This is a genomic window from Amycolatopsis sp. MtRt-6 (assembly GCF_017308975.1).
In the GTDB taxonomy this organism is placed as follows: Bacteria; Actinomycetota; Actinomycetes; order Mycobacteriales; family Pseudonocardiaceae; genus Amycolatopsis.
In genome coordinates this window covers 415292-440029 of sequence record NZ_JADWPD010000003.1, presented here as the reverse complement: position 1 = coordinate 440029, position 24738 = coordinate 415292, and the positions used below count along the sequence as shown (strand labels likewise).

Sequence of the window (24738 nt, the reverse complement as noted above, 5' to 3'; positions counted from 1 at the left end):
TTGTTAGCTACGGAATGTAAAAGTCGGGCGGGAAGCCGGTCCAGCGCAGTTCCGCGGGCAGGTGACTCAGGTCGTTGTAGGTCAGCAGTGACGCGGGCCGGCCCGGGGAGTACCGGATGACCGTCAGGCCGGCGTTGGCGTGGGTGAGGGTGAGCCAGCGCCACTTCGGTGCGTCCTGGGCGGCGCGGATGAGCCAGCCGACGAGGAAGTTGTGCGTGACGAGCACTTCGTACCTCGGTTCGCTGCCCGGCACCGGTCCGGTGAACCGGCGTTCGGCGTCGATGGCGAGCTCTTCGTCGGCGGCTGGGAACTGGCGGGCGAAGGCGAGGAGGAGGTCGCCGGAGGTTTCGGGGAGTTCCTCGCGCTTCGGCGTGTACGGGACGAAGTCGCCGGCTGCCTTCTCGACGTAAAGGGGTACCTCGGGGAGCTGGGCGGCGATGAGGTGGGCGGTCTCGGTGGTTCTCCGGAGGGGACCGTGGTGGATGGCCGTGACCGGGACGTCGCGGAGGCGCCGGCCGAGGAGGACGGCTTGGCGTTGGCCGGCTTCGGTGAGTCTTCCGCCCGGGCCTGCTTCCGCGTGGCGGGTGAGGAAGAGGTACCGCGTGGTCAGCACGGGGTCAGGCTTTCACGCTTCCTCCGTTCGGGTGAGCCGGGTGGGTCACCCGATCGGGACGAGGGTGCCTTCGGGGCGCTGGCTGGGGGCGAACTGGGCGCTCAGGCGGATCGGGGCCGGGTGCGGGGAGAGGACCATCGAGGCGAACGGGGTGATCGTGAGGTCGTGGCATTACGCCTGGGGTTTTGCCAGTTCTGTCATTCGTTCCTTCGTGTTCCGCGCTTTCACCGACCCGACGCCGGATTGTTCAACGGCCGCCAGACCGCGTCAAGGCGGGAAAGCGTGCCTTGACCCGGCCTGGCGGCCGCTGATGTGGCTGCGTATCGGGTCGGCAGGGGGGTGTGGCCGGGGCGCTGGCTGGTTGGGTGGGTGCGCTGTGGGCTTTCAGAACTGGTAGTACAAGAAGGGGCTGAATGTTCCCGTCGCGATCAGGATTGCCGCGTACAGGAGCCCGACCGTCATCACTCCGATGCGCAACGCCGTTGCCGGGCGGCTTCGGGACGACTCCAGGAGCGGTCCCGTCACCGGGTGGGCCGGCAGGACGAACACCGCCATTGCCGCCAGCAGCAACACCAGGCGCTGGTTCGTGAATGCCTGCTCCACCCCCGCGCCCAGACCGTTGAAGTCCGGGATCAGCATGTGGCCCAGCATCGACAGGGCGTGGCCCAGGTCCGGGGACCTGAAGAACACCCAGCCGATCACCACCAGCACCATTGTCAGGGCCCTGCGGAGATAGCGCTTCCAGCGTGTTGCCGGGTCCAGGTCCAGTGCGAAACGGCGCTCGATCACCAGCAGTGCTCCGTGGTAACAGCCCCACACCAGGAACGTCCACTGGGCTCCGTGCCAGAAGCCCGTCAGCACGAACACTATGCACAGGTTGCGGTACGTCTTCGCCGCTCCGTGGCGGTTGCCGCCCAGGGGGATGTACACGTAGTCGCGGAACCAGCGGCTCAAGCTCATGTGCCAGCGGCGCCAGAACTCCGTGATCGTCACCGCCGAGTACGGCCTCGCGAAGTTCTCCGGCAACCGGAAGCCCAGCATGCGGCCCAAACCGATCGCCATGTCCGAATAGCCCGAGAAGTCGAAGAACAGCTGGAGCGTGTACGCGATCGCGCCGACCCAGGCCGTCGCGAAGGTCATCTGGTCCGAGGGGACCTTGAAACACGCGTCGACCAGGGGGCCCAATGAGTCGGCGATGATCGTCTTCTTGCACAGGCCCAGTGCGAACCTCGGGAAGCCCGCCGCGATGTCGTCCAGCCGGTGCGAACGCAGCTGCGGGAGCTGGTCGGCGATCTCGCGATACCGCACGATCGGGCCCGCCACCAGCTGGGGGAACATCGCGATGTACGCCGCGAACGACACCGGGTTGCGCAGGGGCCGGCGCTCGCCACGATAGATGTCCACCACGTAGGAGATGTGGTGGAACGTGTAGAACGAGATCCCGATCGGGACCACCAGGCTCGCCACCGGCACGCTGCCGCCGAACCAGTGGGCCACCGCGGCGATCTGCTGCGTCGCGAACCCCGCGTACTTCCAGATCAGCAGCACCGCGACGTCGAGTGACACGACCGCGATGAGGATGCGCCTGCGCCGCACCCCGTGGACGTCCCAGGGGCTCGGGGCCAGGAGGGGGCCGGCCAGGAAGTTGACCACCATGCAGCCGAGCAGCAGGAAGACGAAGCCGCCCGCGCCGATCGTGTAGAACAGCAGGCTGCCGACCGCGATGATGCCGTTTCGCCAGCTCCGGGGGCACACCAGCACGGCGATGAGCACCGCCGGCATGAAGTACCACAGGAAGAGCGGCGAAACGAACGACATCGGGTCCCCTCGGTTTATCCGACGGTGACCTTAACCCGGCTGGGTGGCGGGGGTCAGACCCGCCCGGCGGCACGGCGGCGCCGCGCCACCTCCGCGAGCAGCACCCCGGCCGCCACCGACGCGTTCAACGACTCCACGCCCGCCGCCATCGGGATCGACACCGTCGCGTCGCACGCCTCGCGGACCAGGCGGGACAGGCCGCGGCCCTCCGAGCCCAGCACGATCACCAGCGGGTCGGCCGCCAGCTCGAGCTCGTCGATGTCGACCGAGCCGTCGGCGTCCAGGCCCACCAGCATCAGGCCCTCGTTCGCCCACGCCTTGAGCTGGCGCGTGAGGTTCGTCGCCACCGCGATCGGCAGCTTCGCCGCCGTGCCCGCGCTCGTGCGCCACGCCACCGCCGTCATGCCCGCGCTGCGCCGCTCCGGCAGCAGCACGCCCTGCGCGCCGAACGCGGCCGCCGAGCGGATCACCGCGCCCAGGTTGCGGGGGTCGGTGACGCCGTCGAGCGCGACGAACAGCGGCGTCTGCCCCGAGTTGCGGGCCACTGCCATCAGGTCGTCCGGGTGCGCGTACTCGAACGGCGGGACCTGCAGGCCCAGGCCCTGGTGCATGGCCCGGTTGGTCTTGCGGTCCAGCTCCTCGCGCGGGATCTCCAGGATCGAGATGCCCTTGTCGCCGGCCAGCCGGACGGCCTCGTTGACGCGCTCGTCGATGTCGATGTTCAGCGCGACGTACAGCGCCGTGCCCGGGACGTCCGCGCGCAGCGCCTCGACCACCGGGTTGCGCCCGGCGATCAGCTCCGGCTTGTCGGCCTTCTTCTGCCGGGCCTGGTCGCGCTTGGTCTGGGCGTTCGCCTGGCGGTAGGCCTTGTGCCCGGGACGGTCCTCCGCCTTCGGGGTGGGGCCCTTGCCTTCGAGGGCCTTGCGGCGCTGACCGCCCGAGCCGACGACGGCACCCTTCTTGGTGCCCGCCTTGCGGATCGCGCCCTGGCGCCGCGAGTTGCCTGCCATGGTGAAAGTTTCCTTGCTTTGTAACGAGATCAGTCGGACTTCACAGTCCACTGAGGACCGTTGGGGGTGTCCTCCACCACGATGCCCGCCTGCGAGAGGCGGTCACGGGCGGCGTCCGCGCGGGCGAAGTCCTTCTCGGCCCGGGCCTGCTGGCGCTCGGCCAGCAGCCCTTCGACGATCCGGGACAGCGCTTCTTTGGTGGGCGTTTCGGAACCGCCCGCCTCGGACCAGCGCGCGGACAGCGGGTCGAGGCCGAGCACGTCGGTCATCGCGCGGACGGCCGCGGCGAATTCGAGTGCCTTGGAGGTGTCGCCCGCGTCGAGGGCGGCGTTACCGTCCCGCACCGTGGTGTGGACCACGGCGAACGCCTGCGGGGTGGCGAGATCGTCGTCGAGGGCGTTCGCGAACGCCTCGGGGATCGTGCCGACGCCGACCGGGCCGGACGCGGCGGCGCGGCGCAGGAACGTCTCGATCCGCCGGTAGCCCTGCGCGGCCTCGGAGACCGCGGCGTCGGAGTACTCGATCGTCGACCGGTAGTGCGGCTGGACCAGGTAGTAGCGCAGCTCCGGCGCCCGGTAGCGCTCCAGCATCGCCGGGATCGCCACGGTGTTGCCGAGCGACTTCGACATCTTCTCGCCCGACATGGTCACCCACGCGTTGTGCAGCCAGAACCGCGCGAAGGCGTCACCCGCCGCGTTGGACTGGGCGCGCTCGTTTTCGTGGTGCGGGAAGACCAGATCGATGCCGCCGCCGTGGATGTCGAACTCCGCGCCGAGGTACGCCGTCGCCATCGCCGAGCACTCGAGGTGCCAGCCCGGCCGGCCGTGCCCCCACGGCGTCGGCCACGACGGCTCGCCCGGCTTGGCGCTCTTCCACATGGTGAAGTCGCGCGGGTCGCGCTTGCCGCGGGTCGGCGTCTCGCCCTGCTGGACGTCCTCCAGGACCTGGCCGGAGAGCTTGCCGTAGTCGTCGAACGACTTCACCGAGAAGTAGACGTCGCCGTCCGCCACGTAGCCGTGGCCGGCCTCGATGAGGCGTTCCATCAGCTCGACCATCTGGGTGACGTGCCCGGTCGCGCGCGGGTTGATCGACGGCGGCAGGCAGCCCAGCTGCTCGTACGCGGTCTCGAAGGCGCGCTCGTGCGTGGCGCCCCACTCCCACCACGGCCGCTCGTGCTCGGCGGCCTTGGTCAGGATCTTGTCGTCGATGTCCGTGACGTTGCGGACCAGCAGCACGTCCAGTCCACTGTGGACGAGCCAGCGGCGCAGGACGTCGTAGTTCAGGACGCCGCGGACGTGCCCGATGTGCGGAACGCCCTGCACGGTGGCCCCACACACGTAGATCGACGCCGTTCCGCTACGGACGGGGTGGAACTCCCGTACGCTCCGGGTCGCTGTGTCGAAAAGGTGAAGGGCCACCCTCGAAGGGTACGGGGTAGGCGTGAGCCGCGTCGCAGGCGGTCAGCCGACGCCGAAGCCGCGCAACGCCGTGAGCAGGGCGTCCGGCCGCTCGGCCGTGGGCAGCGGGTCGACCAGCGCGAACTCGCAGCCGAGCGCGCGGGCGCCGCCGTCGGCCTCTTCGCTGTCGCCGACCATCAGCGTCTCGGTGGCCGGGACGCCGAGGGCGCCGACGGCCTTGCGGAAGATCTCCAGCTCCGGCTTCACCGCGCCGACCTCGAAGGACAGCACGAACTCGTCGACGTAGGCGTCCCACCCGCGGGCGGTGAAGGCGGGCCGGATGTCGAACGCGATGTTGCTGAGCACGCCGACCTTGAGGCCCCGCTCGGCGGCGGCTTTCAGCGCGGCTTCGGTGTCCGGGTAGGGCGTCCACTGGCTGGGATCGATCAGCCGGTCGTACAGCGCCTTCGCCTGTTCGGCGCGCGGGACGCCGGACTTCTTGAGCACCTCGAGGTAGACCTTCCGGTGCAGCCGCGGGTCGCGGTCCCGGTGGTGCCAGGCGTGCAGGTGCTCGGCGTCCAGCTCGACGACCTGCCCGACCGGGGCGGTCATCCGGCGCATCAGCTCGGCCTGCGCCTCGATGTCGAGCGGGTCACCGCGGTGGTCGGTCAGCTCGGTGAGCCAGGACTCGTCCTGCTCGAGCCGGAACAGCGTGCCGGAGAAGTCGAACAACACCGCCCTGATCGTCATGTGTTCAGCCTAGCGAGGACGCGGGCGCCGCAGCGGCGCCCGCGACCTGCGTCACGTCACGCCGCGTAACCGGTGATCTTGTCCGGGACGACGCGGACCACCACGCGGACGACCTCCGGCGGCTCGGTGCGGAAGTCCTTGCCGTCGTACTTGTGCGAGAGCTCGTTGATGAGCTCCCGGCCGCCTTCCTCGGTGATCTCGGCGCGGCCGCGGACCTCGACGTACTTGAGCGGGTCGGCGAGGTCGAAGACGGACAGCGAGACCCGCGGGTCGCGCCGCATGTTCCGCTCCTTGAGACGGCCGCGCACGGTCGCGAAGAGGACGGCGTCCCCGTCCCGCTTGGCCCAGACGACGGAGGTCTGGACCGAGCCGTCGGCGTTGATGGTGGCGAGCACCGGGAAGTTCTTGCCGTCGAAGAGCGCCTTCGTGGCTTCGTTGAAAGTCACACCCATGATCGGACCCTATTTCACGTTGCCGGCGATTTTTTCGGTTTTCAGGCGCACGACCACCCGCTGGACGTCGGCGCTCTCGTGCGGCGGGTCCTGGCCGAGGTACTTGTGGCTCAGCGCCCGGGCCAGCTCCTTGCCCGGATCGGGGCTGATGGTGACGGTGCCGCGCAGCTGCGTGTGCCGGTACGGGTTCTCCGCGTCGGTGATCGAGACGCTGAGGCGGGGGTCGCGCCGCAGGTTGCGGACCTTCCGGCGATCCTCGGTCGCGCTGAAGACGAGGTCGCCGTCGTCGAGGCCGACCCAGACGACGGACGTCTGCGGGCCGCCGTCCGGGTCGACGGTGGCGACCGTGGCGAAGTTCCTGCCGTCGACCAGGGCGCGGACGGCGTCCGGGAGAGTGAGGGCCATATCACGCCGAACCCGGGCCGGCGCGAGCCTATTCCGCCCGCCTCACCCGATCCGCCCCAATGTGGCCTTGGTTGCGTTCAACGCACCGAAGGCCACATTGGGTGCGTTGAACGCACCGAAGGCCACATTGGGGCGCTTGGGAGCCGAGACCGGTGGCGCGAGCCTATTCCGCGGCGAGCAGCAACGCCGTCGCGAAGGCCGCGATGCCCTCGCCGCGCCCGGTCAGGCCCAGCCCGTCGGACGTCGTCCCGGAGACGCTCACCGGGCCGCCCACCGCCTTCGAGAGGACCTCCTGCGCCTCCTCCCGGCGCTTCCCGACCCGCGGTGCGTTGCCCACGATCTGCACTGTGGCGTTGCCCACGCGCCAGCCCGCCGCCTCGATCAGGCCACGGACCTCGGCGAGCATGTCGGTGCCGTGCGCGCCGTCCATCCGGGGGTCGCCCGTGCCGAACACCGCGCCCAGGTCGCCGAGGCCCGCCGCCGACAGCAGGGCGTCGCACAGCGCGTGGGCCGCGACGTCGCCGTCGGAATGACCCGCGCAGCCGTCCACGTCCGGCCAGCGGAGGCCCGCGATCCAGCACTCGCGGCCCGCTTCGATCGGGTGGACGTCCACCCCGCTGCCGATCCTCACAGCGCCTCCTCGTTCTTCGGTGCCGCCGCGATCGCCTCGGCCAGTGACAGGTCGAACTCGCTCGTGACGCGCATCGCGTCGGCGTGGCCCGGGACCGTCGCCGCGCCGGCGGGGACCGCCGCCGTGAGGTCGGCCCCGAGGAACGCGTCGAGCGTGTAGCCGACCGGCGTCTGGAGGGTGCGCAGCCGCGTCCGGTCCTCCGTGCCGACGACCCGCGAAGCCGCGTCGGTCACCTTCACCGTGTCGGCCATCGGCAGCACCGGAACGACCACCGGAGCGCCCTCACGGACCGCGTTGATGACGTCACGGACTGTTTGCGCAGGAATAAAGGCACGCAGAGCGTCGTGGAGGAGTACAACTGAGTGGCGGGAAAGTTCCGGCTCGACGGCGGCGAAGGCCTGCCGGAGCGGGCCGGGGACGACCCGGCAGCCGAGGCCGCGAACGACATCGGAATACGACGACGCACACCGCTGGGGGGCCACCACGAGTACCAGATCGATCTCCGGTACGTCGAGCAGCCCCCGCACGGTGTGCGTGAGTAGCGCTTCACCATGGACCGGCGTGAGAGCTGACTCCCCGTCGGAGGCATGATGTGCGACGGTCACGATCGCGACGACGTTCATCGGTACGCGATCGTAGAGGCACCCGCCCGCCCGTCGAGCGGGATGCCCCGGGCTTGGATCAGACCGTCGCGGTTTCCAGAACTTCGTCGAGGAGGACCTCAGCCTTGTCCTCGTCGGTGCCCTCCGCGAGCGCGAGCTCGCTGACCAGAATTTGCCGCGCCTTCGCCAGCATGCGCTTCTCGCCGGCTGAAAGTCCGCGGTCCTTCTCTCGCCGCCAGAGGTCGCGCACCACTTCGGCCACCTTGTTCACATCGCCGGAGGCGAGCTTCTCGAGGTTGGCCTTGTACCGACGAGACCAGTTGGTGGGCTCCTCGGTGTGCGGAGCACGCAGAACGTCGAAGACCTTGTCCAGTCCTTCTTGCCCGACGACATCGCGAACGCCGACGATTTCGGCGTTGTCTGCGGGCACGCGAACCGTGAGATCCCCTTGCGCGACCTTGAGGACGAGGTACTTCTTTTCCTCGCCCTTGATCACACGGGTCTCGATGGCTTCGATGAGTGCGGCACCGTGGTGCGGGTAGACGACGGTCTCTCCGACCTTGAAAACCATGTGTCCTCTGCCCCTTTCGCTGACTCCATCCTAGCACGGGCCGCCAGCGCCCACCTAGCGGGCCGGACTCGTCCTCGCAGGTCAGCGGCCTGGGCGGGGGTTGACAAACGTCGGACCCCCGTGCTCACGCAGGTAGCGGGGAAGCGTTTCGTCACAGGCCGGGAATTCCTTTGTGGACGGTTGATCTTGGTCGCGGCGCCCCGGCAACGCACACCGGTTCCGCGCGGGAGATCGACCCCGGCTAGTCTTCGCGGTGACGAGGCCGTGAAAAGGGAAGGACTGCGACGTGAGGCTGCAGAATCGTCGCGTGCTCGGCGCGGGCGTGCTGGCGCTCGGTGCCGCGCTCGTGCTCGCCGGGTGCGGGGCCGGCCAGATCACCCAGACCGACTCGCAGCAGCCCGCGGTCAACGGCACGCACGCCCAGGTCAAGACCATCGACCTGCGCAACGCCGCGGTCCAGTACCCGACGTCGGGTCCGGGCTACGCGGCCGGCGCGACCCCGGCGCTGACCCTGACGATCGTGAACCGGGGCGCGCAGGACGACTCGCTCGTCTCGGTGACCACCGAAGACGGCGGCCAGGCGACCATCGACGGGTCCAGGACCGTCGTCGCCATGCACTCGCTGGTCATCGGCCCGGACGACGCCGTCGAGTCCACGAACGAGGTGCAGTCCACGGGCGCGCCGACCTCGTCCTCGAGCGCTCCGACGTCTTCGGGCACGCCGACCGCCAGCAGTTCGGCGACCAACAGCCCGGGCAACAACCTGACCGCGTCGCCCACCTCCGAGGTCCCGTCGTCCGGCCCGGCCGCGACGCCGACCGCGCCGGAGAAGGTGGGCCAGGCCACCGTGACGCTGCCCGCGCTGAAGCAGCCGCTGTGGCCGGGTCAGGTCATCAAGGTCACGTTCGTCTTCCAGAACGCCGGACCGGTGACCGTCGACCTGCCGGTCGCGGCGCCGGCGCACGTCAAGGAGTAGGTCCGCGGTTTTGTCGGTGGTCGCCGCTAGCCTCGCGGGGTGAAGAAGGGGACCACCTACCGCTGCGGAAGCTGCGGGTACGAAGCGGCCAAGTGGCTGGGCCGGTGTCCGGAGTGCCAGGAATGGGGCTCCTTCGAGGAGCGCGGCGCGCCGGCCAAGCCCGCCATCCAGCGCGTCGCGGCCGGGGCGCCGAGCGCGCCCGCCCGGCCGATCGGCGAGGTCGACGTCGAAGCGGCGAGGGCCCGGCGCACCGGCGTACCGGAGCTCGACCGGGTGCTCGGCGGCGGCCTGGTGCCCGGCGCGGTGGTGCTGCTCGCGGGTGAGCCGGGCGTCGGCAAGTCGACCCTGCTGCTCGAGGTCGCCTACCAGTGGGCGAAGACGGTCGACCGGTCCCTCTACGTCACCGGCGAGGAGTCCGCGGGCCAGGTCCGGTTGCGCGCGGAGCGAACGGGCAACGTCCACGAGCGGATGTACCTGGCCGCCGAGAGCGACCTTTCGGCCATCCTCGGGCACGTCGACGACGTCAAGCCGGGGGTGCTGATCGTCGACTCGGTGCAGACCATGGCGTCCCCGCAGGTCGACGGCTCGCCCGGCGGCGTGACGCAGGTCCGCGCGGTGACGTCCGGGCTGGTCGCGCTGGCCAAGGAGCGCGGGCTGCCGGTGGTGCTGGTGGGGCACGTCACGAAGGACGGTTCGGTGGCCGGGCCGCGCGTGCTGGAGCACCTGGTGGACGTGGTGCTGCAGTTCGAGGGCGACAAGCACTCGACCCTGCGGATGGTCCGCGGCATCAAGAACCGGTTCGGCGCGGCCGACGAGATCGGCTGCTTCGAGCTGCAGGAAGAGGGCATCGTCGGGGTGCCCGACCCGTCGGGGCTGTTCATGAGCCGCACGGCCGAGCCGGTGTCCGGCACGGCGATCACGGTCTCGCTGGAGGGCAAGCGGCCGCTGCTGGGCGAGGTCCAGGCCCTGGTGTCGGCGACGGCGGCACCGCAACCGCGCCGCGCGGTCAGCGGCCTCGACTCCGCGCGGGTGGCGATGGTGCTGGCGGTGCTGGAGAAGCGCGGCGGCCTCAAGCTCGGCGACAAGGACGTCTACGCGGCCACGGTCGGCGGCATGAAGATCACCGAGCCGGGCATAGACCTGGCGCTGGTGCTGGCCCTGACGTCGTCGTTCGGAGACGTCGCTTTGTCGCCGCGGCTGGTCTCGGTGGGCGAGGTCGGGCTGGCGGGCGAGATCCGGCGGGTGCCGAGCGTGGGCCGCCGGCTGGCGGAGGCGGCGCGGCTGGGGTTCACGCACGCGCTGGTGCCGCCGGACTCGGGCAAGCCGCCGGCGGGGATCCGCGTGCTGGAGGTGGCGAACGTCGCGGACGCGCTGAACGCCGCCGGCCACGCGCGCTGATCACCCCGACGACTTCGTGATGGCGAACGAGTACACCGTCGCCGGCTCGTCGAGCTTCTCCGGTGGTGGCGGCTTCTCCGCGGACGCCCGTGACGTCGTGGCGCTCGGCGGCGCCTTGCTGGTGGACACCGGCACATCGGCGGAGCGGGTGATCCCCGGCGTGGGCCGGGCCGCGTCCCAGGCGAGCAGCTGAGCCGTCGCCGGGTCGAGGTACAGCCGCTGGTCCGAGTCCTTGGTGCCGAGGACCGTGGCGGGCCGGCCGTCCGGGGCGTGGCCGGACTCCACGAACCCGCCGTTGACGTCGCTGAAGGCGCCGGCGAGCGCGAACCGGACATCCTTGGGCACCAGCCCCAGCTCCAGCACGCTGCGCACCATCTTGAGCGACTCGGTGGCGGTGTGCACCCGGCCGTCGTCGGTGGGGGTGATGGTGTCGAGCGCCAGCCGTTTGGCCAGCTTCCCCCGGTCCGGGACCAGCGAGGCGACGAAGGCGGCGTCGGGCAGTAGCCACTTCTGCAGCGGCGTGTTCCAGTGCGGCTTGACCTCCCCGGCCGTCGGCATGTCGCCGGGGAACACGCCACCCGGGCCGTACTCGTCCTTGGGCGTCAGGTTCACCTGGACGTCCTTGCTCTTCTCCGGGCCGAGGCCGTGCACGACGCCCGTCCACATCGTCCGCCGGTGCCAGACGCCGGCGGGGTCCGCCGGGATCCACAGCTCCACCTTCTGCTGGACCCAGGCCGGGCGCCCGTACATGATCTGGGGCTCCCAGCCGAGCTTCTGCGCGTAGCGGAACTCGCCGGGCGCGAGCGGGCGGTCGAGATCGGGGAGCACGGCGGGCTGCGCCGTCTCGGGCGGGCCCGGCGTCCACAGGGCGGCGGCGACGCCGAGCCCGCCGACCAGCGTGACGACGGCCGCGGCCACCGCGAGCCACCGCCACGTCCCCGACCGCCGCGGACCGGCGGGAGGAGCTTCCTCGACGCCGGCCGCGGCCAGCAGGGACGCGCGGGCGAAGGCGAGCCCGTCGTCCTCGCCGACGTCGCTGTTCAGGTCCTCGAGTGCCGCGTCGAGCTCGGCTTCGGACCAGATCTTCCGGACGTTGTCTTCACGCAAGGTCCTGCACCTCCTCGGGGGCCGGGGCGTTCGTCCTGAGCCAGCGTCTGATCCGGTGCAGCCGGGACCGGACGGTACCCGGCGGGATGCCGAGGGCCTCGGCGACCTCGGCCGGCTCCAGCCCGGCCCACGAGACGAGCAGCAGCGTGTCCCGGTCGGCCGGGCTGAGCCGGGCCAGCGCGCCGGCCAGCTGCGCCGCGCGCACCTGGGCGTCGACCCGCTCGGCGACCCGGCCGTCGTGGCCCGCGTGGCTGGCTTCGCCGGTCCGCGCCAGCCGCGCGGTGGCCTGCAGCCCGCGCATCTCGGACCGCACGTGGTGGCGCAGCAGGTTGGTGGCGATGCCGTAGAGCCACGACCGGGCGGTGCCCAGCTCGGGCCGGTAGGTCTCCCGACGCCGCAGCGCGACCAGGAACGTCTCGGCGACGAGGTCGTTCGCCGGTTCGGCGCCCACCCGCCGGGCCAGGTACCGCCGCAGCTGCGCGGCGTGGGCGTCGAAGAGCCGCCCGAACGCCGGCCCGGGCTCGGGTCCGCCCAGGTCCGGGCGATCGTGCCCCCAGAGCTCGGAGCCCTCGTGGATCACCTGCATGCCCCCAGTTGCCCGCAACGTCCGCGAGCGTTCACGGCGAACAGTGCCATGCCGTGGCTTCGCCCCGGGCCGGGGGCTCCGCCACCCGGAGCCCCCGCAAGACCTACGTTCGTCGTGGTCCGTCCGGGGGCGGGTGAGAGACAACCGGCGAACTCCGCCGTGATCATCACCAAGTGAGGCGCTGGCCAACCGGCGTCACAACTGGGGAAGGATTGTCATGCGCAGATTCCGCCTGGGCTTCGTCACGCTCGTGGCCGCCATGGGGCTCGTCGCCCTGCCCGCCGTGGCGCAAGCCACCACCGAAGCCGTGCTCACCATCCAGTACCAGGTGCAGGAGACCGGCTACTGGTGCGGCCCGGCCGCCACGCGGATCGCCATGTCCGCGCGGACGTCGAACCTGCCGAGCCAGGCCACGCTGGCCGCCCAGCTCGGCACCACCACCAACGGCACCGACTGGATCGGGCAGGTCACCGGCGTCCTCAACGCCGACCTCGGCACGTCCTGGTACGAGACCAAGGAGATGCCGAACGACCCGCCCACCCAGGCCCAGCGCGATCTGCTCTGGCGCGACATCGTGCTGGACATCAACAACGGCTACCCGATCGTCGCCAACATCGTCGCGCCCGCGAACAACCACCCGCCGGGCTACCCGAACTACACGATCTACCACTACTTCACCGTCATCGGCTACGACAGCTCCGACATGACGGTCAAGATCGCCGACCCGGCGAACTTCGGCGGGAACCAGATCTACTGGCTGACGTTCGACCAGCTCGCGACGCTGGTCCCGCCGAAGGGCTACTCGGCCTAGCGGAAGGCGGTGAGGAGCTTGCCCAGCGCGGCGGCGGCGGTGGCGGAGGTGTAGGGGCCGAGGGCCACGAGGGACGCGACGAGGGCGGCGACTTCGCCCGGGCTGAAGCTCACCGGCGGGACGACGGCCGGCATCGTGAGCCGGTAGCCGCCGCCCGCGCCGCGCTTGACCTCGACCGGGACGCCCGCCTGGCGCAGGCGCGTGACGTCGCGTTCGACCGTCCGCACGGTCGTCCCGGTGCGCTCGGCCAGCACCCGGCCGGTGACGAACCGGGGTGCCCGCGCGCGCATCTCCTCGATCAGGGCGTGCTGCCGTTCGACCAGCGGCACGGCCTGGTGCAGCTGGGTCATCCCCGGGTAGCGGCCGGAGCCGACCAGTCGATCCATCCGCGATCCCCTCAACCGACATCGCCTTGTCGGGAATCGGATCCTACGGTGATTCCATGGTCACGGTTCGCCCCGCTTCGCAGTTCGAAGACGTCGCTTCGATCCTCAACCCGAGCGGGAACGAGCGTGCCTGCTGGTGCCTCGCTTACCGCGTCACGTCGGCCGAGTACAGCGGCTGCGCGGGGAAGCCCGCGCGGCGCGGGTCCGCGGCCTGTGCGCGGCCGAGCCCGCGCCGGGCGTGCTCGCCTACGACGGGGCCACCCCGGTCGGCTGGTGCGGGGTGTCGCCGCGGTCGAGCATGGAGCGGTTGAGGCGCTCCCGGACGATGCCGCCGCTCGACGACCTGCCGGTGTGGAGCGTGGTCTGTTTCGTGGTGCGCTCGTCGCACCGGCGCAAAGGCGTGTCCGCGGCGCTGCTGGCCGGGGCCGTCGACTACGCGCGTTTGTGCGGCGCCCCGGCGGTGGAGGGCTACCCGGTCGATCCGGAGGGCGCGCGCATCAGCTCGAGCGCCGCCCACGTCGGCACGACGTCCCTGTTCGAAGCGGCGGGGTTCGAGCGGATCCGGCCGACCGAGGCGCGGGCCGACCGCCGGGTCCGCTGGCTGATGCGGCGGGATCTCCGCTGACCGAAGATCCCGCCGGAGGGCTAGACGCCCAGCAGTCCCCAATAGACCGCCCACGGGACGAACACCACGCCGCCGGCCAGCGGGAGGCCGAGCCGGATGCCGCGGTCGCGTCGCCACGCCAGCGCCGTGCCGATCGTGGCCGCCACCGCGCCCAGCGACAGCAGCTGCAGTGCCAGCCACGGCAGCGGGCGGCCGGCCACGACCGGGCCCGCTCCCTTGCCCATCGTCAGCTGGAGCACCACGTCGATGACCAGGAACCCGAGCACGGCGAGCAGCCCGGTCGCCGTCAGCCAGCGGGCCGGCCGCGCCGCCGGACCCCGCCGGAACAGCGGGTACCAGGCGAACGCCACCAGCAGGAACGCCAGCACGGCGAGCTGCAGCCACGTCGACTCGTACCAGGCGAGCGGTGCCACGGCGGTGCTCGGCCGGTCCTGTGCCGGCGGCGCGTCGGCGGTCGACACGCTCGGCGTGTTGTGCACCCAGCTGCCCACCAGTTCCAGGTAGCCCGGCGCGTAGCCGGGCAGCTTGTCGAAGCCGTCCGTCGTCCGCCGCAGCTGGTGCTGCGCGTCCGGGAAGACCCGCAACGTGTGGCGCGCCAACGATTCCCGGAAGATCTCGACCGCCTCACCCGGCGGCGTCAGGATGTCCTTCGCACCCCAGATCCCGAGCACCGGCTGACGCAGGCTCTTCAGCACCGGCACCGGGTCGTAGTGCGCCTCCGGGAACACCCCGCCGCCGACGAGCTGACGCAGCATCGTCGACGCCGTTCCCACGATCGAGCCGTCCATCCCCAGCCGCCGCAGCTGGTTCTCGACCGCCCACGCCTGCTGCCGTGACGGCTCGACGCCGTTCGCGCCCAGTGTCACGACGAAAGCGACGTCCGACGACCGCGAAGCCGCCAGCGGCGCCACCCAGCCGCCCTCGCTCAGCCCCCAGATGCCGACCCGTGCCGGATCGACGTCGGAGCGCTTGCGCAGTACCTCGACGGCGGCGAGCGCGTCGTCCGCCAGCGTCGAGTACGAGCGTTCGAACTGCGAATAGCCTTCGGTGCGCTTGTCGTAGATGAGTGTCGCGATGCCTTGCCGTGCAAAGGCTTCCGCTTGCTCGCGGTAGTCGTCCCGGCTGTGTGCCCCCGAGCCGTGGACCATCACCAGGCCCGGCAGTTTCGTGCCGCCCGGTGGAGCGACGACGGTGCCGTGCAAGGTCACCCCGCCGTTGGTGAAAGTCACTTCGCCGTCCGCTGCCGACGCCGGTGGCGCCAGCGCCGTGACCGCCAGGATCACCCCGGCCAGTAGAGCCCCTCTTCGCATGTGAAATCCCCTGTCATGGCTGTTCCCCTGGATCCGGGAACGCGAGCCAGCGCACGAGCACGCGCCGCGCTTCCGGTGACCGGTCGTCCTCGGTGCGCCAGTACCGGCGGAACAGCTCCATGTAGTCCTGCCAGAGCTGCTGCAGTTCCTGCTCGGTGAGCCAGGTGGCGCCGCGCGAGAAGAGCAACGCGTCCGGCCAATCACCGGGCAGCTCGTCGCGCTTTTCCGCGAACCGGTTGAGCTTCTCGAGGTCTTCCTCGAACCCCTGCCGCTGCATGTCGTCGAACAGCGTCCGGGATTCGGCGCTCTGCTCGCTGCGGCGCGGCCAGCGGATGTCCCGCCGCCGCGTCCGCCACCACCGTTCCTTGCCCCGCGCGAGCTCCGGGACGTCCTCGACGAACCCGAACCGGGCCAGCTCCCGCAGGTGGTAGCTGGTCGCGCCGGTGTTCTCGCCCAGGGCTTGGGCGAGCTTCGTGGCCGTCGCCGGCCCGGCGGACAGCACGCCGAGAATCCGGCGGCGCAGCGGGTGCGTGACGGCCTTGAGGGCGTCCGGGTCGAGCTCTTCCGGTGGTGGAGCGCTGGTCATGGCCTCACTGTAGCCGTGCAAAGAAGATTGTGCAAAGAAATCTTTGCAAGCTTGCGCAGGCCTCCGGGACCGGAGCTGTCTAAAGTGGACTCACCAGATCGGGTGGTCGCTGTACTTCCGCAACGTCTGCACGGACGGCCGCACGTAGCAGACCCCGGCCAGGAACCCCATGGTCGCGAAGGCGAGCGTCGAGAACGTCGTCAGCAGGTCGGGCGCCTGCAGCTCCGGTGTGTCGTTCCAGACCCGGAACACGATCGGCACCGCGAAGGAGCCGAGGATCAGCACCAGCGTCAGCACATACGTGAACAGCAGCGCGCTCCGGGTCGCTCGCGCGCTGGCCACCACCAGGTAGTCGCCGCGGAGGCAGCGGCGGCACGTCAGCACCAGCGCCGCGATCGCCAGCACGCCCAGCGGTGGCAGCACCGCCGCGGCCTTGCCGAGCAGCGTGTCCGGGAAGGCGTGGCCGTGCACGATGCCCTGGAGGAACGTCGTGAGCCCGAAGAGCAGCACCATGCCGATGATCATCGAGCAGCCGACCACCACCGAGCCCCAGCGCACCCGGTCGGCGAACCGCGGAGGCAGCGGCACGAACTCGACCTGCCCGAAGGTCCCCTGCACCCGCCTCACCTCCGAAAGCCGTGAAGGCCACAGTAAGGGACTAACCGTCCCTCAATGTGGCCTTCACGGACTTTCGGACCGAAAGGGCTAATTCCCCGCCAGCAAGTTGGCGCAGCGGATGAGCCCGATGTGGGAATAGGCCTGCGGGTGGTTGCCCAGCGAGCGTTCCGCGATCGGGTCGTACTGCTCCGGCAGCAGGCCGGTCGGGCCGGCCGCCGCGACGATCTGGTCGAACAGCTCCTGCGCCTCGGTGCGCCGGCCGGTGAGCAGGTACGCCTCGATCAGCCACGCCGCGCAGATGTGGAAGCCGCCCTCGCCGCCCGGGAGGCCGTCGTCGCGGCGGTAGCGGTACACAGTGGACCCGCTGCGCAGCTCCGCCTCGATCGCGGTCACCGTCTGCTGGAACCGCTCGTCGGCCGGGTCGATCAGCCCGGTGAGCCCGACGAACAGCGACGCCGCGTCCAGGTCCGTGCCGTCGTAGGCCGTGGTGAAGGCCTGGACCTCGTCGTTCCAGCCGTGCGTGAGGACGTCGTGCTTGATCTCCTCGCGCAGGCCGTGCCAGTTGCCCGGGATCTCGCGGCCGTACTGCTCGCCCAGCTTGATCGCGCGGTCGATGGTCACCCAGCACATGACCCGGGAGTAGACCCGGTGGCGCGGCACGTGCCGCTCCTCCCAGATCCCGTGGTCCGGCTCGTTCCAGCGCCGGGTCACGGCTTCCGCCATCGCGCGCACCATCTGCCAGTCCTCGTCGCGCAGCTCGTGACGCGCCTCGGCGAGCGTCTGCACGAGCTCGACGACCGGGCCGAAGACGTCCAGCTGCACCTGGTGGTTCGCCAGGTTGCCGACGCGAACCGGGCGGGAACCGGCATAACCGGGCAGCGACTCGATCACCGCTTCGGCGCCGATGACGCTGCCGGCGAGGGTGTACAGCGGGTGCAGCCGCTCCGGGCCGGCCAGCGTGGCGAGCACGCCGTGCAGCCACCGCAGGTAGCCCTCGGCCTCCTCGATCGAGCCCAGGTGCACGAGCTCCCGCACGGTCATCGCGGCGTCGCGGATCCAGCAGTAGCGGTAGTCCCAGTTGCGGACGCCGCCGATCTCCTCCGGCAGCGACGACGTCGCCGCCGCCAGCACGCCGCCGGTGTCGGTGTTGACCAGGCCGCGCAGCGTCAGCGCCGAGCGCAGCACCAGGTCGGTCTGCACGGTCGGGAGCTGCAGCTTCGACGTCCACTCGCTCCAGTAGCGGCCCGCGCGGTCGCGGCGTTCCACTTCGGACAGTTCGTGCGGGCCGAGGTCGGTGGTGCCGCAGCGCAGCTCCAGCACGACCGGCTGGGTCGGCGTGGGCTGCACCAGCGCGGACGCGGTGTCGTGCAGGCCGTCGGAGGTGATGGTCCACTCGACGCCCGGCGAGTACAGCACGAACGGCTCCGACGTGCCGAGCACCCGCACGCCGCCTTCGACGACCTCCAGCTTCACCGGCACGCCGCCGAACTCGGGCCGCGGCGCGAACTTGACGCTCGCCGCCGCCTCGCCCGAGATCACGCGCACGAGGTCCGTCCGGTGCGGAGCGCTTTCCGGCTCGAGGTAGTCGGTGACGAGCAGGCGCGACCAGCGCGTCTCGACCGTCATCGTGTTCGGCAGGTAACGCTGGCCGAGCGGGAGGCCGTTGCGGTGCGGCTTGATGGAGAAGTGGCCTGCTCCTTCGCCGCCGAGCAGGTCGGCGAACACCGCGGGCGCGTCCGGCCCGGGGTGGCAGAGCCAGGTCAGCTTGGCGTCCGGCGTCAGCAGCGCGACCGAGCGCTCGTTGGCCAGCATCGACAGCCGCTCGATCGGCGGGGCCGACTCGCCGTAGAGCCAGTTGCGGCGCTCCTCCAGGAGGAAGCCGAGCACCAGCGCGACGTCCACGGTGTCGGGCACGCGGAACGCGGCGAGCGTCTCGCCGTCGCCGACCTTGATGCCCAGGTCGGGACCGGACAGCCGGGCGAAGGCCTTCTCGTCGGTGACGTCGTCGCCGAGGAAGATCGCCGCCGTCGCGCCGACCTGGTGGCGCAGGATGTCGAGCGCGCGGCCTTTGTCCGTTTGGACGACCGCCAGCTCGACCACCTCCTTGCCGTCGGTGGTCGAGACGCCCTCCCACGTGGACGGTCCGGAGTGGACGGAGGCGAGCACGCGGCGGCCCGCCTCGTGCTCGGCCCGGCGCACGTGCACCGCGATGCTCGCCGGCTTGACCTCCAGGGACACGCCCGGGACGTCCAGCACGAGCTGTTCGAGCTCGGACTCCAGCCGCCGGTGCAGGTCGCGCGCCTTCTCGTCGAGGGCGTGGATGAAGCCGATGTCGAACTCGGAGCCGTGGCTGCCGACGAGGTTCACCTCGGAGGGCAGCCGCGAGAGCGTGGCCAGGTCACGCAGCGCACGGCCGGAGATGACCGCCGTGGTGGTCTCGTGCAGACCGGCGAGCGATCTGAGGGCCCCGACGGACTCGGGCAGCGGGCGTGCCTCGTCCGGGTTGAGCGTGATGGGTGCCAGCGTGCCGTCGTAGTCGCAGGCAACCAGCAGACGCGGCGTACGGGCGATCTGGACGATCGCGCGCCGCAGCTCGGCGGGCAGGGCCTCGGCAGTCAACACTCCTCCTCAGGAGCTCGTGCGTGGTCGTTCGGGTTAGGTGAAGACTATTCAACCGTCGTCCGCCGCCAGCTGCAGCGGATCTCTCCCCTGCGGCCCGTTGCGGCGGCCTAGCCCGAATAGCCTTCAGTCGACCCCCTCGGCACCCAACGCCTGTAGGAATGAGCGTGCCCAACGATCGACATCGTGCGTGAGGACCTGACGACGCATGGCGCGCATCCGGCGACGGCCCTCTGCCGGGTCGAGGGTAATGGCAGCCACTAGTGCGTCCTTCACCCCGTCCAGGTCGTGGGGGTTCACGAGGAATGCGCTAGAGAGCTCCGCGGCCGCGCCCGCGAACTCGGAAAGCACCAGCGCACCGCCCAGATCGTGCCGTGCGGCGACGTACTCCTTGCACACCAGGTTCATGCCGTCCCGCAGGGGCGTCACCACCATGACATCGGCAGCGGAGAAGAAACCGGCCAGCTCGGTGCGGTCCACGGACTGGTGCAAGTAGTGCACGACGGGGTGGCCGACGCGGGAGAACTCGCCGTTGATCCGGCCGACCATCTGCTCGATCTCGCCGCGCATCCGCTGGTAGTGCTCGACGCGCTCGCGGCTCGGCGTGGCGAGCTGGACGAACGTGACGTCGTCCGGCTGCAGCCTGCCCTCGTGCAGGAGCTCGTGCAGCGCCTGCAGGCGCAGGTCGATGCCCTTGGTGTAGTCGAGCCGGTCGACGCCGAGCAGGACCGTCTTGGGGTTGCCGAGGTCGCGCCGCAGCTGCGCGGCCCGCTCCTGGACGCCCTTGGTGCGGGCGAGGCTGTCGAGGCCCGCGGCGTCGATGGAGATGGGGAAGGCGCCGACCCGCACGGTCCGGTCGCCGACCTGCATGGTGCCCGGCCGCGACCGGACGCCGACCGCGCCGCGCGTCGACTCGAGGCCGATCAGCTGGCGGCACAGCCAGAGGAAGTTCTGCGCGCCACCCGGGCGGTGGAAGCCGACGAGGTCGGCGCCGGTCAGGCCGCGGATGATCGCGGCGCGCCACGGCATCTGCATGAACAGCTCGACCGGCGGGAACGGGATGTGCAGGAAGAAGCCGATGCGCAGGTCTGGTCTCAGCTCGCGCAGCATCGCCGGCACCAGCTGCAGCTGGTAGTCCTGGATCCACACGGTCGCGCCGGTGGCGGCGACGTCGGCGCTGGCCTGCGCGAACCGGCGGTTGACCTTGACGTAGCTGTTCCACCACGCGCGGTCGAACACCGGGCGCTCGACGACGTCGTGGTAGAGCGGCCAGAGCGTCGCGTTGGAGAAACCTTCGTAGTAGTCGCGGACTTCGTCGGCGCTCAACGAAACCGGGTGCAGCACGAGACCGTCGTCGTCGAATTCTTCGACGTCGACGTCGGGCACGCCCGGCCAGCCCACCCAGGCGCCCTTCCTCGACCGCAGGAACGGCTCGAGCGCCGACACCAGCCCGCCCGGGCTGGCCGTCCACCGGCGTTCGCCTTCGGAGGTGCGTTCGAGGTCCACCGGTAGCCGGTTCGCCACCACGACGAAATCGGCCTGGTTCCCGTTCTCCTTCTGGTCACTCACGTCGCCTGCTCCTCGCGTTCTGGGTCGCGGCCCCAGGGTGAAACCCTATCGCGTGAGCGATGAACGTTCGGTGACCGCGTTGTTACTCCAAGCTCCGTTCGGTCGGTTCGAGCGGACCAGCCATGCGCGGTCCGGCGAACCGCCGCTCGAGCCGGCCGAGTCCGGTGCGCACCGGCTGGGCCAGCCACTCGCCGAGTACCACGCCCGCTGCCAGCGCAAGCCCGATTGCGACGGCCGTCATGAGGGTCGAGATGTTGCCGCTCGGCTCGACCCCGATCTGGTACAGACCACGGTAGGTCGACAGGCCGGGAAGCAGGGGAGTGATCCCGGACACGGCGACCACCAGTGGAGTAACGCCGAGCCGCCGCGCGAGCACGCCGCCGCAGAACCCGACCAGCGTCGCGGCCACCGCGGACGAGCTGACGCCGTCGAGCTTGGCCAGCATCAGCGAGCCGTAGACGGCGGCGCCGATGCCGCCCGCGGCGGCGGCGACCAGCATGGCGCGCATCTTGGAGTAGCTCGCGAGGGCGAAGCAGGCGGCCGCGCCGGCCCCGCCGAGCACGACGAGCGGCAGCTGCTGCGGCGTCGAACCGGTCACTTCGGGCAGCGGGGTGCGCGGCAGGCCGAGCATGACGGCGATCCGCAGGGCGAGCACGACGCCGGCGATCAGGCCCGCCGACATCAGCGCCGTCTCCATGGTCCGGCCGGCGGCGGTGACGTTGTAGCCGGTGATGGCGTCCTGCACGGCCGAGACGGTGGACAACCCGGACAGGAGCACGGTGACCGCGGCCGCGACGACCAGCGTCGGCTTGTCGGTGGTCAGGATGTCACTGCTGACGATGGCCATCGCCGACAGCGTGGCGACCAGGCCGCCGACCACCTGCTGGAAGAAGAACGGCAGGCCGTAGCGGTTCACGACCCGGCCGACCCGGTCGATGACGCCGCTGATGACGAACGCGACGAGCGCGATGTCGAACCCGCCGCCGAGCAGGATGGTGACGAACGCGGCCACGCCACCCCAGGACAGCGTGGCGACCCAGCGCGGGTACGGGTGCGGCGCGGAGGTGATCCGCTCCAGCTCGGTCTGCGCCTGCTCGGCACCCATGTGCCCGCGGACGATCTTGCGGACGAGCTTCTCGGTCTCGGTCAGCCGGGTGTAGTCGAGGCTCCGGCTGCGCACGACGCGCAGCGCGGTGATGGGCGTCAGGTCGGTGCCGCGGTGGCAGGTGACGGTGATCGACGTGAAGATGACGTCGACCTCGCAGTGCGGCAGCCCGAGGGCCCCGGCGATGGCGATGATGGTCGCGGTGACGTCCGACGCGCCGGCGCCGCTGGCCATCTGGACCTCGCCGATGCGCAGGGAGAGGTCGAGCACGAAGTTGACGGTGGCTTCGTCGGGCAGCTGCGGCCCCATGGCCTCTTCGGCCTCGACGGCGGGGAACTCCCCGGTCGGCGCTTCGAGGACGTGCCACGGCCGCCTCTTGAGCAGGTTGGGGCGGTGGGCGCGGGGTCGTGAGGCGGGGGGTTCGAGGAGGGGCCATCTGGTCGCCCGGCCCCCGTTGGCGCGCTCGTTGATCTTGATGATCCATCCACCTCCTCGCTCGTTCCCCGATGACCATCGACGGCTACCCGCCGACCGTTGCACGGATCATGGAGTGGCGTCCACCACGTTGCTCCATAGTGGCCTGGACCTGCGGTTCCTGCCTTCCGAGTGGATCAACCGTTGACGATCCGCGCCCGCCGTGACACCCTTCCACTAGTCAATTAGTGAAAGGGTGTTGTGGTGATCGAGTTCCGGATCGACCGCCGGTCCGGTGTGGCCACCTACCAGCAGCTCGTCGACCAGGTCGAGCACGCGTTGCGGCTGGGTCTGCTGCACCCGGGCGACCGGCTGCCCACGGCCAAGGAGGTCGTCGCGGCCACCGCGATCAACCCCAACACCGTGCTGAAGGCGTACCGCGAGCTGGAGCGGAACGGGCTGGTCGAAGCCAAGCGCGGGCTGGGCACGTTCGTGGCGCGCTCGCTGGCGATGCCGCGCGACGCCGTCGAAGGACCGCTGCGGGACGAGATCGCGGACTGGGTGCGCCGGGCCGGGCAGGCCGGCCTGGCCCGCGAGGACGTCGCCGCGTTGATGAAGGCCGCACTGGACGAGAATTTCTAGAAGGGGTTTCGTGAGCACGCAAGCAGGAATCGCCCTGGCCGCCACCGGCCTCGGCAAACGGTACCGCCGCGGCTGGGCGCTGCGGGACTGCGCGTTCGAACTGCCGATGGGCAGCATCTGCGCGCTGGTCGGGCCGAACGGTGCCGGCAAGAGCACGTTGATGCGGCTGGTCACCGGGTTGATCACGCCGACCGAGGGCGAGGTGCGCGTCAACCAGAAGGTCGCGTTCCTGGCCCAGGACAAGCCGCTGTACCGCAAGTTCACCGTCGCCGAGATGCTGCGCGCGGGCGCGTCGATGAACCCGGACTGGGACAACACCTACGCGAAGCAGCTGGTCGAGGCGGCCGGCGTCCCGCTCGGCGCCCGGATCGGCACGCTGTCCGGCGGGCAGCGCACCCGGGTCGCGCTGGCCATCGCGCTGGGCCGCCGTCCCGAGCTGATCATGCTGGACGAGCCGCTCGCGGACCTGGACCCGCTGGCACGCGACGAAGTCATGCGGGCGCTGCTCGCGGAGGCGGCGGACACGGGCATGACGGTCGTGCTGTCGTCGCACGTGCTCACCGACCTCGAGGAGACGTGCGACCACCTGCTGCTGCTCGCCGACGGCGGCGTCCGGCTGGCCGGGCCGGTCGAGGACCTGCTGGCGCAGCACCGGATCCTGACCGGGCCGGCCGGCCTGACCGTGCCCGCGGAGTCCGTCGTGGACAGCAGGACGACGGCTCGCCAGGCGACGGTGCTCGCCCGGACGGTCGCGGCGGAGGCGGGCTGGGAAGCGGCCGAGCCGACGCTGGAGGAGCTCACGCTGGCGTACCTGCGGGCGGCGAAGGGGAAAGCGGCATGATCTGGGTGACCTGGCGCCAGCAGCGCGTGCAGATCCTGACGACGGCTGTGCTGGCGGTCGTGGCGGCGGTCGTGCTGGTGTTCGTCCACGCCGACGTGGTGTCGCTCCTGCCGGACCGCACCGCCGTGAACGAGAAGTACGGCGACTTCCTGCAGTACTACGTGTTCGTGATGCTGGTGCTGCCGGTGCTGCTCGGCATGTTCACCGGCGCGCCGCTGTTCGCGAGGGAGATCGAGCAGGGCACGCACGTCTTCGGGCTGAGCCAGTCGATCAGCCGCACCCGCTGGGTGGTCACGAAGCTGGCGGTGGCGGGCGGCTCGCTGGCCCTGCCGATGTTCGCACTAGGCCTGGTCGCGGCCTGGGCGCTGGAACCGGCGGGCTTCGTGCTGTCGGGCCGGCTCAACGAGACGAACTTCGAAACCCAGGGCCTGGCGGTGGGCGGTTACGCGCTCGTGGCGTTCGCCATCGGCGCGGTCGCGGGCCTGTTCCTGCGCAACACGCTGGCGGCGATGGTGGTGACGCTCGTGGCGTACGTGGCACTGGTGTTCACGGTGGCGAACGAGGTCCGGCCGCACTACGCCGAGCCGGTCCGCTACACGGCCCCGGTCGGCGGCCACGTGGCGATCGACCCGCAGTCCTGGGTGACGGAGTACGGCTACCAGGACGCGAGCGGCAAGGAGGTGCCGTACTCCTACCTGGACTGCGCGCGCCAGGAGGGCGACCAGGTGGCGTGCATGCGCGCGAAGGGCATCGCGGCCCAGTACTCGGCGGTGCACCTGCCGTCGCAGTTCTGGCGCTTCCAGTTCACCGAGCTGGCGGTACTCCTGGTCCTGACGGGCGGAGTCCTGGCGGCGGGCGCCCGGGCCGCCCGGCGTCGGCTCACCTGAAGGGGGCCG

At 70.9% G+C, this 24738-nt stretch carries 26 protein-coding genes; 7 read left to right on the top strand and 19 right to left on the bottom strand.

Annotated elements, in window-relative coordinates; all coding sequences use genetic code 11:
- Positions 1-7: 7 nt before the first annotated feature.
- From I4Q55_RS08355 to I4Q55_RS08310, 10 genes are all read right to left on the bottom strand, one after another.
- On the bottom strand, positions 8-613 hold the full coding sequence (locus tag I4Q55_RS08355) for a histidine phosphatase family protein (RefSeq protein WP_206785421.1): 606 nt from the start codon (positions 611-613) through the stop codon (positions 8-10).
- A gap of 384 nt (positions 614-997) precedes the next feature.
- A complete protein-coding gene (locus I4Q55_RS08350) occupies positions 998-2431 on the bottom strand; it encodes an MBOAT family protein (protein WP_206785420.1) in 1434 nt (477 codons plus the stop codon).
- 53 nt (positions 2432-2484) lie between these two features.
- A complete protein-coding gene (rlmB, locus tag I4Q55_RS08345; protein ID WP_206785419.1) occupies positions 2485-3441 on the bottom strand; it encodes a 23S rRNA (guanosine(2251)-2'-O)-methyltransferase RlmB in 957 nt (318 codons plus the stop codon).
- A 29-nt stretch (positions 3442-3470) separates the two neighbouring features.
- Positions 3471-4859, bottom strand: a complete 1389-nt coding sequence (gene cysS / locus I4Q55_RS08340) for a cysteine--tRNA ligase (protein ID WP_206785418.1) — start codon at positions 4857-4859, stop codon at positions 3471-3473.
- Between the two features lie 42 nt (positions 4860-4901).
- Complete coding sequence (locus I4Q55_RS08335) at positions 4902-5588, bottom strand: HAD family hydrolase (RefSeq protein ID WP_206785417.1); 687 nt, start codon at positions 5586-5588, stop codon at positions 4902-4904.
- Positions 5589-5644: 56 nt separating this feature from the next.
- Positions 5645-6040: a PPOX class F420-dependent oxidoreductase gene (locus I4Q55_RS08330; protein WP_206785416.1), complete on the bottom strand. Its 396-nt coding sequence runs from the start codon at positions 6038-6040 to the stop codon at positions 5645-5647.
- Between the two features lie 9 nt (positions 6041-6049).
- Positions 6050-6445: a PPOX class F420-dependent oxidoreductase gene (locus I4Q55_RS08325; protein ID WP_206785415.1), complete on the bottom strand. Its 396-nt coding sequence runs from the start codon at positions 6443-6445 to the stop codon at positions 6050-6052.
- Positions 6446-6608: 163 nt separating this feature from the next.
- Positions 6609-7076, bottom strand: a complete 468-nt coding sequence (ispF, locus tag I4Q55_RS08320; protein WP_206785414.1) for a 2-C-methyl-D-erythritol 2,4-cyclodiphosphate synthase — start codon at positions 7074-7076, stop codon at positions 6609-6611.
- Entirely contained in the window at positions 7073-7699 is a 627-nt protein-coding gene (locus tag I4Q55_RS08315) for a 2-C-methyl-D-erythritol 4-phosphate cytidylyltransferase (protein ID WP_206785413.1), read from the bottom strand. The genes ispF and I4Q55_RS08315 overlap by 4 nt, the downstream gene beginning before the upstream one ends.
- A 58-nt stretch (positions 7700-7757) precedes the next feature.
- Complete coding sequence (locus I4Q55_RS08310; RefSeq protein WP_004559016.1) at positions 7758-8249, bottom strand: CarD family transcriptional regulator; 492 nt, start codon at positions 8247-8249, stop codon at positions 7758-7760.
- Positions 8250-8535: 286 nt separating this feature from the next.
- On the opposite strand from I4Q55_RS08310, the gene I4Q55_RS08305 reads away from it, so the two are divergent.
- Positions 8536-9225, top strand: coding sequence for a hypothetical protein (locus tag I4Q55_RS08305; protein ID WP_206785412.1), 690 nt, complete (start codon positions 8536-8538; stop codon positions 9223-9225).
- A 39-nt stretch (positions 9226-9264) separates the two neighbouring features.
- Positions 9265-10623, top strand: a complete 1359-nt coding sequence (gene radA / locus I4Q55_RS08300; RefSeq protein ID WP_206785411.1) for a DNA repair protein RadA — start codon at positions 9265-9267, stop codon at positions 10621-10623.
- Here radA and I4Q55_RS08295 read toward each other — a convergent pair whose 3' ends face one another.
- Both I4Q55_RS08295 and I4Q55_RS08290 read right to left on the bottom strand, forming a co-directional pair.
- Positions 10624-11730 carry a hypothetical protein gene (locus I4Q55_RS08295; protein ID WP_206785410.1) on the bottom strand — a complete coding sequence of 369 codons (1107 nt, stop codon included), beginning with the start codon at positions 11728-11730 and terminating at the stop codon, positions 10624-10626.
- Complete coding sequence (locus I4Q55_RS08290) at positions 11723-12316, bottom strand: RNA polymerase sigma factor (RefSeq protein ID WP_206785409.1); 594 nt, start codon at positions 12314-12316, stop codon at positions 11723-11725. The genes I4Q55_RS08295 and I4Q55_RS08290 overlap by 8 nt, the downstream gene beginning before the upstream one ends.
- Before the next feature lie 217 nt (positions 12317-12533).
- Between I4Q55_RS08290 and I4Q55_RS08285 the strand changes: the two genes are divergently transcribed.
- Positions 12534-13127: a C39 family peptidase gene (locus tag I4Q55_RS08285; RefSeq protein ID WP_206785408.1), complete on the top strand. Its 594-nt coding sequence runs from the start codon at positions 12534-12536 to the stop codon at positions 13125-13127.
- On the opposite strand, the gene I4Q55_RS08280 is transcribed toward I4Q55_RS08285, so the two are convergent.
- Entirely contained in the window at positions 13124-13513 is a 390-nt protein-coding gene (locus I4Q55_RS08280; protein WP_206785407.1) for a YafY family protein, read from the bottom strand. The genes I4Q55_RS08285 and I4Q55_RS08280 overlap by 4 nt on opposite strands.
- A gap of 136 nt (positions 13514-13649) precedes the next feature.
- Here I4Q55_RS08280 and I4Q55_RS08275 point away from each other — a divergent pair, with 136 nt between their 5' ends.
- Positions 13650-14138, top strand: a complete 489-nt coding sequence (locus tag I4Q55_RS08275; protein ID WP_206785406.1) for a GNAT family N-acetyltransferase — start codon at positions 13650-13652, stop codon at positions 14136-14138.
- A 20-nt stretch (positions 14139-14158) separates the two neighbouring features.
- Here the strand turns inward: I4Q55_RS08275 and I4Q55_RS08270 are convergent, their stop codons facing one another.
- The 6 genes from I4Q55_RS08270 to I4Q55_RS08245 form a co-directional block, all read right to left on the bottom strand.
- A complete protein-coding gene (locus I4Q55_RS08270) occupies positions 14159-15421 on the bottom strand; it encodes a S9 family peptidase (protein WP_206785507.1) in 1263 nt (420 codons plus the stop codon).
- Between the two features lie 40 nt (positions 15422-15461).
- A complete protein-coding gene (locus I4Q55_RS08265; protein ID WP_206785405.1) occupies positions 15462-16034 on the bottom strand; it encodes a helix-turn-helix transcriptional regulator in 573 nt (190 codons plus the stop codon).
- Between the two features lie 90 nt (positions 16035-16124).
- Positions 16125-16652, bottom strand: a complete 528-nt coding sequence (locus tag I4Q55_RS08260) for a hypothetical protein (protein ID WP_206785404.1) — start codon at positions 16650-16652, stop codon at positions 16125-16127.
- 87 nt (positions 16653-16739) lie between these two features.
- On the bottom strand, positions 16740-19274 hold the full coding sequence (otsB, locus tag I4Q55_RS08255; protein WP_206785403.1) for a trehalose-phosphatase: 2535 nt from the start codon (positions 19272-19274) through the stop codon (positions 16740-16742).
- Between the two features lie 123 nt (positions 19275-19397).
- Positions 19398-20840, bottom strand: coding sequence for a trehalose-6-phosphate synthase (locus I4Q55_RS08250; protein WP_206785402.1), 1443 nt, complete (start codon positions 20838-20840; stop codon positions 19398-19400).
- 82 nt (positions 20841-20922) lie between these two features.
- Positions 20923-22422 carry a threonine/serine exporter ThrE family protein gene (locus tag I4Q55_RS08245; protein ID WP_206785506.1) on the bottom strand — a complete coding sequence of 500 codons (1500 nt, stop codon included), beginning with the start codon at positions 22420-22422 and terminating at the stop codon, positions 20923-20925.
- Between the two features lie 201 nt (positions 22423-22623).
- On the opposite strand from I4Q55_RS08245, the gene I4Q55_RS08240 reads away from it, so the two are divergent.
- The 3 genes from I4Q55_RS08240 to I4Q55_RS08230 are packed head-to-tail and all read left to right on the top strand — an operon-like array spanning position 22624 to position 24729.
- Entirely contained in the window at positions 22624-23001 is a 378-nt protein-coding gene (locus I4Q55_RS08240; RefSeq protein ID WP_206785401.1) for a GntR family transcriptional regulator, read from the top strand.
- Positions 23002-23011: 10 nt separating this feature from the next.
- Positions 23012-23842 (top strand): ABC transporter ATP-binding protein, encoded by an 831-nt coding sequence (locus I4Q55_RS08235; protein WP_307793155.1) that lies wholly within the window; start codon positions 23012-23014, stop codon positions 23840-23842.
- Positions 23839-24729, top strand: coding sequence for an ABC transporter permease (locus I4Q55_RS08230; protein WP_206785400.1), 891 nt, complete (start codon positions 23839-23841; stop codon positions 24727-24729). Before I4Q55_RS08235 ends, I4Q55_RS08230 begins: the two co-directional genes overlap by 4 nt.
- Positions 24730-24738 lie beyond the last annotated feature (9 nt).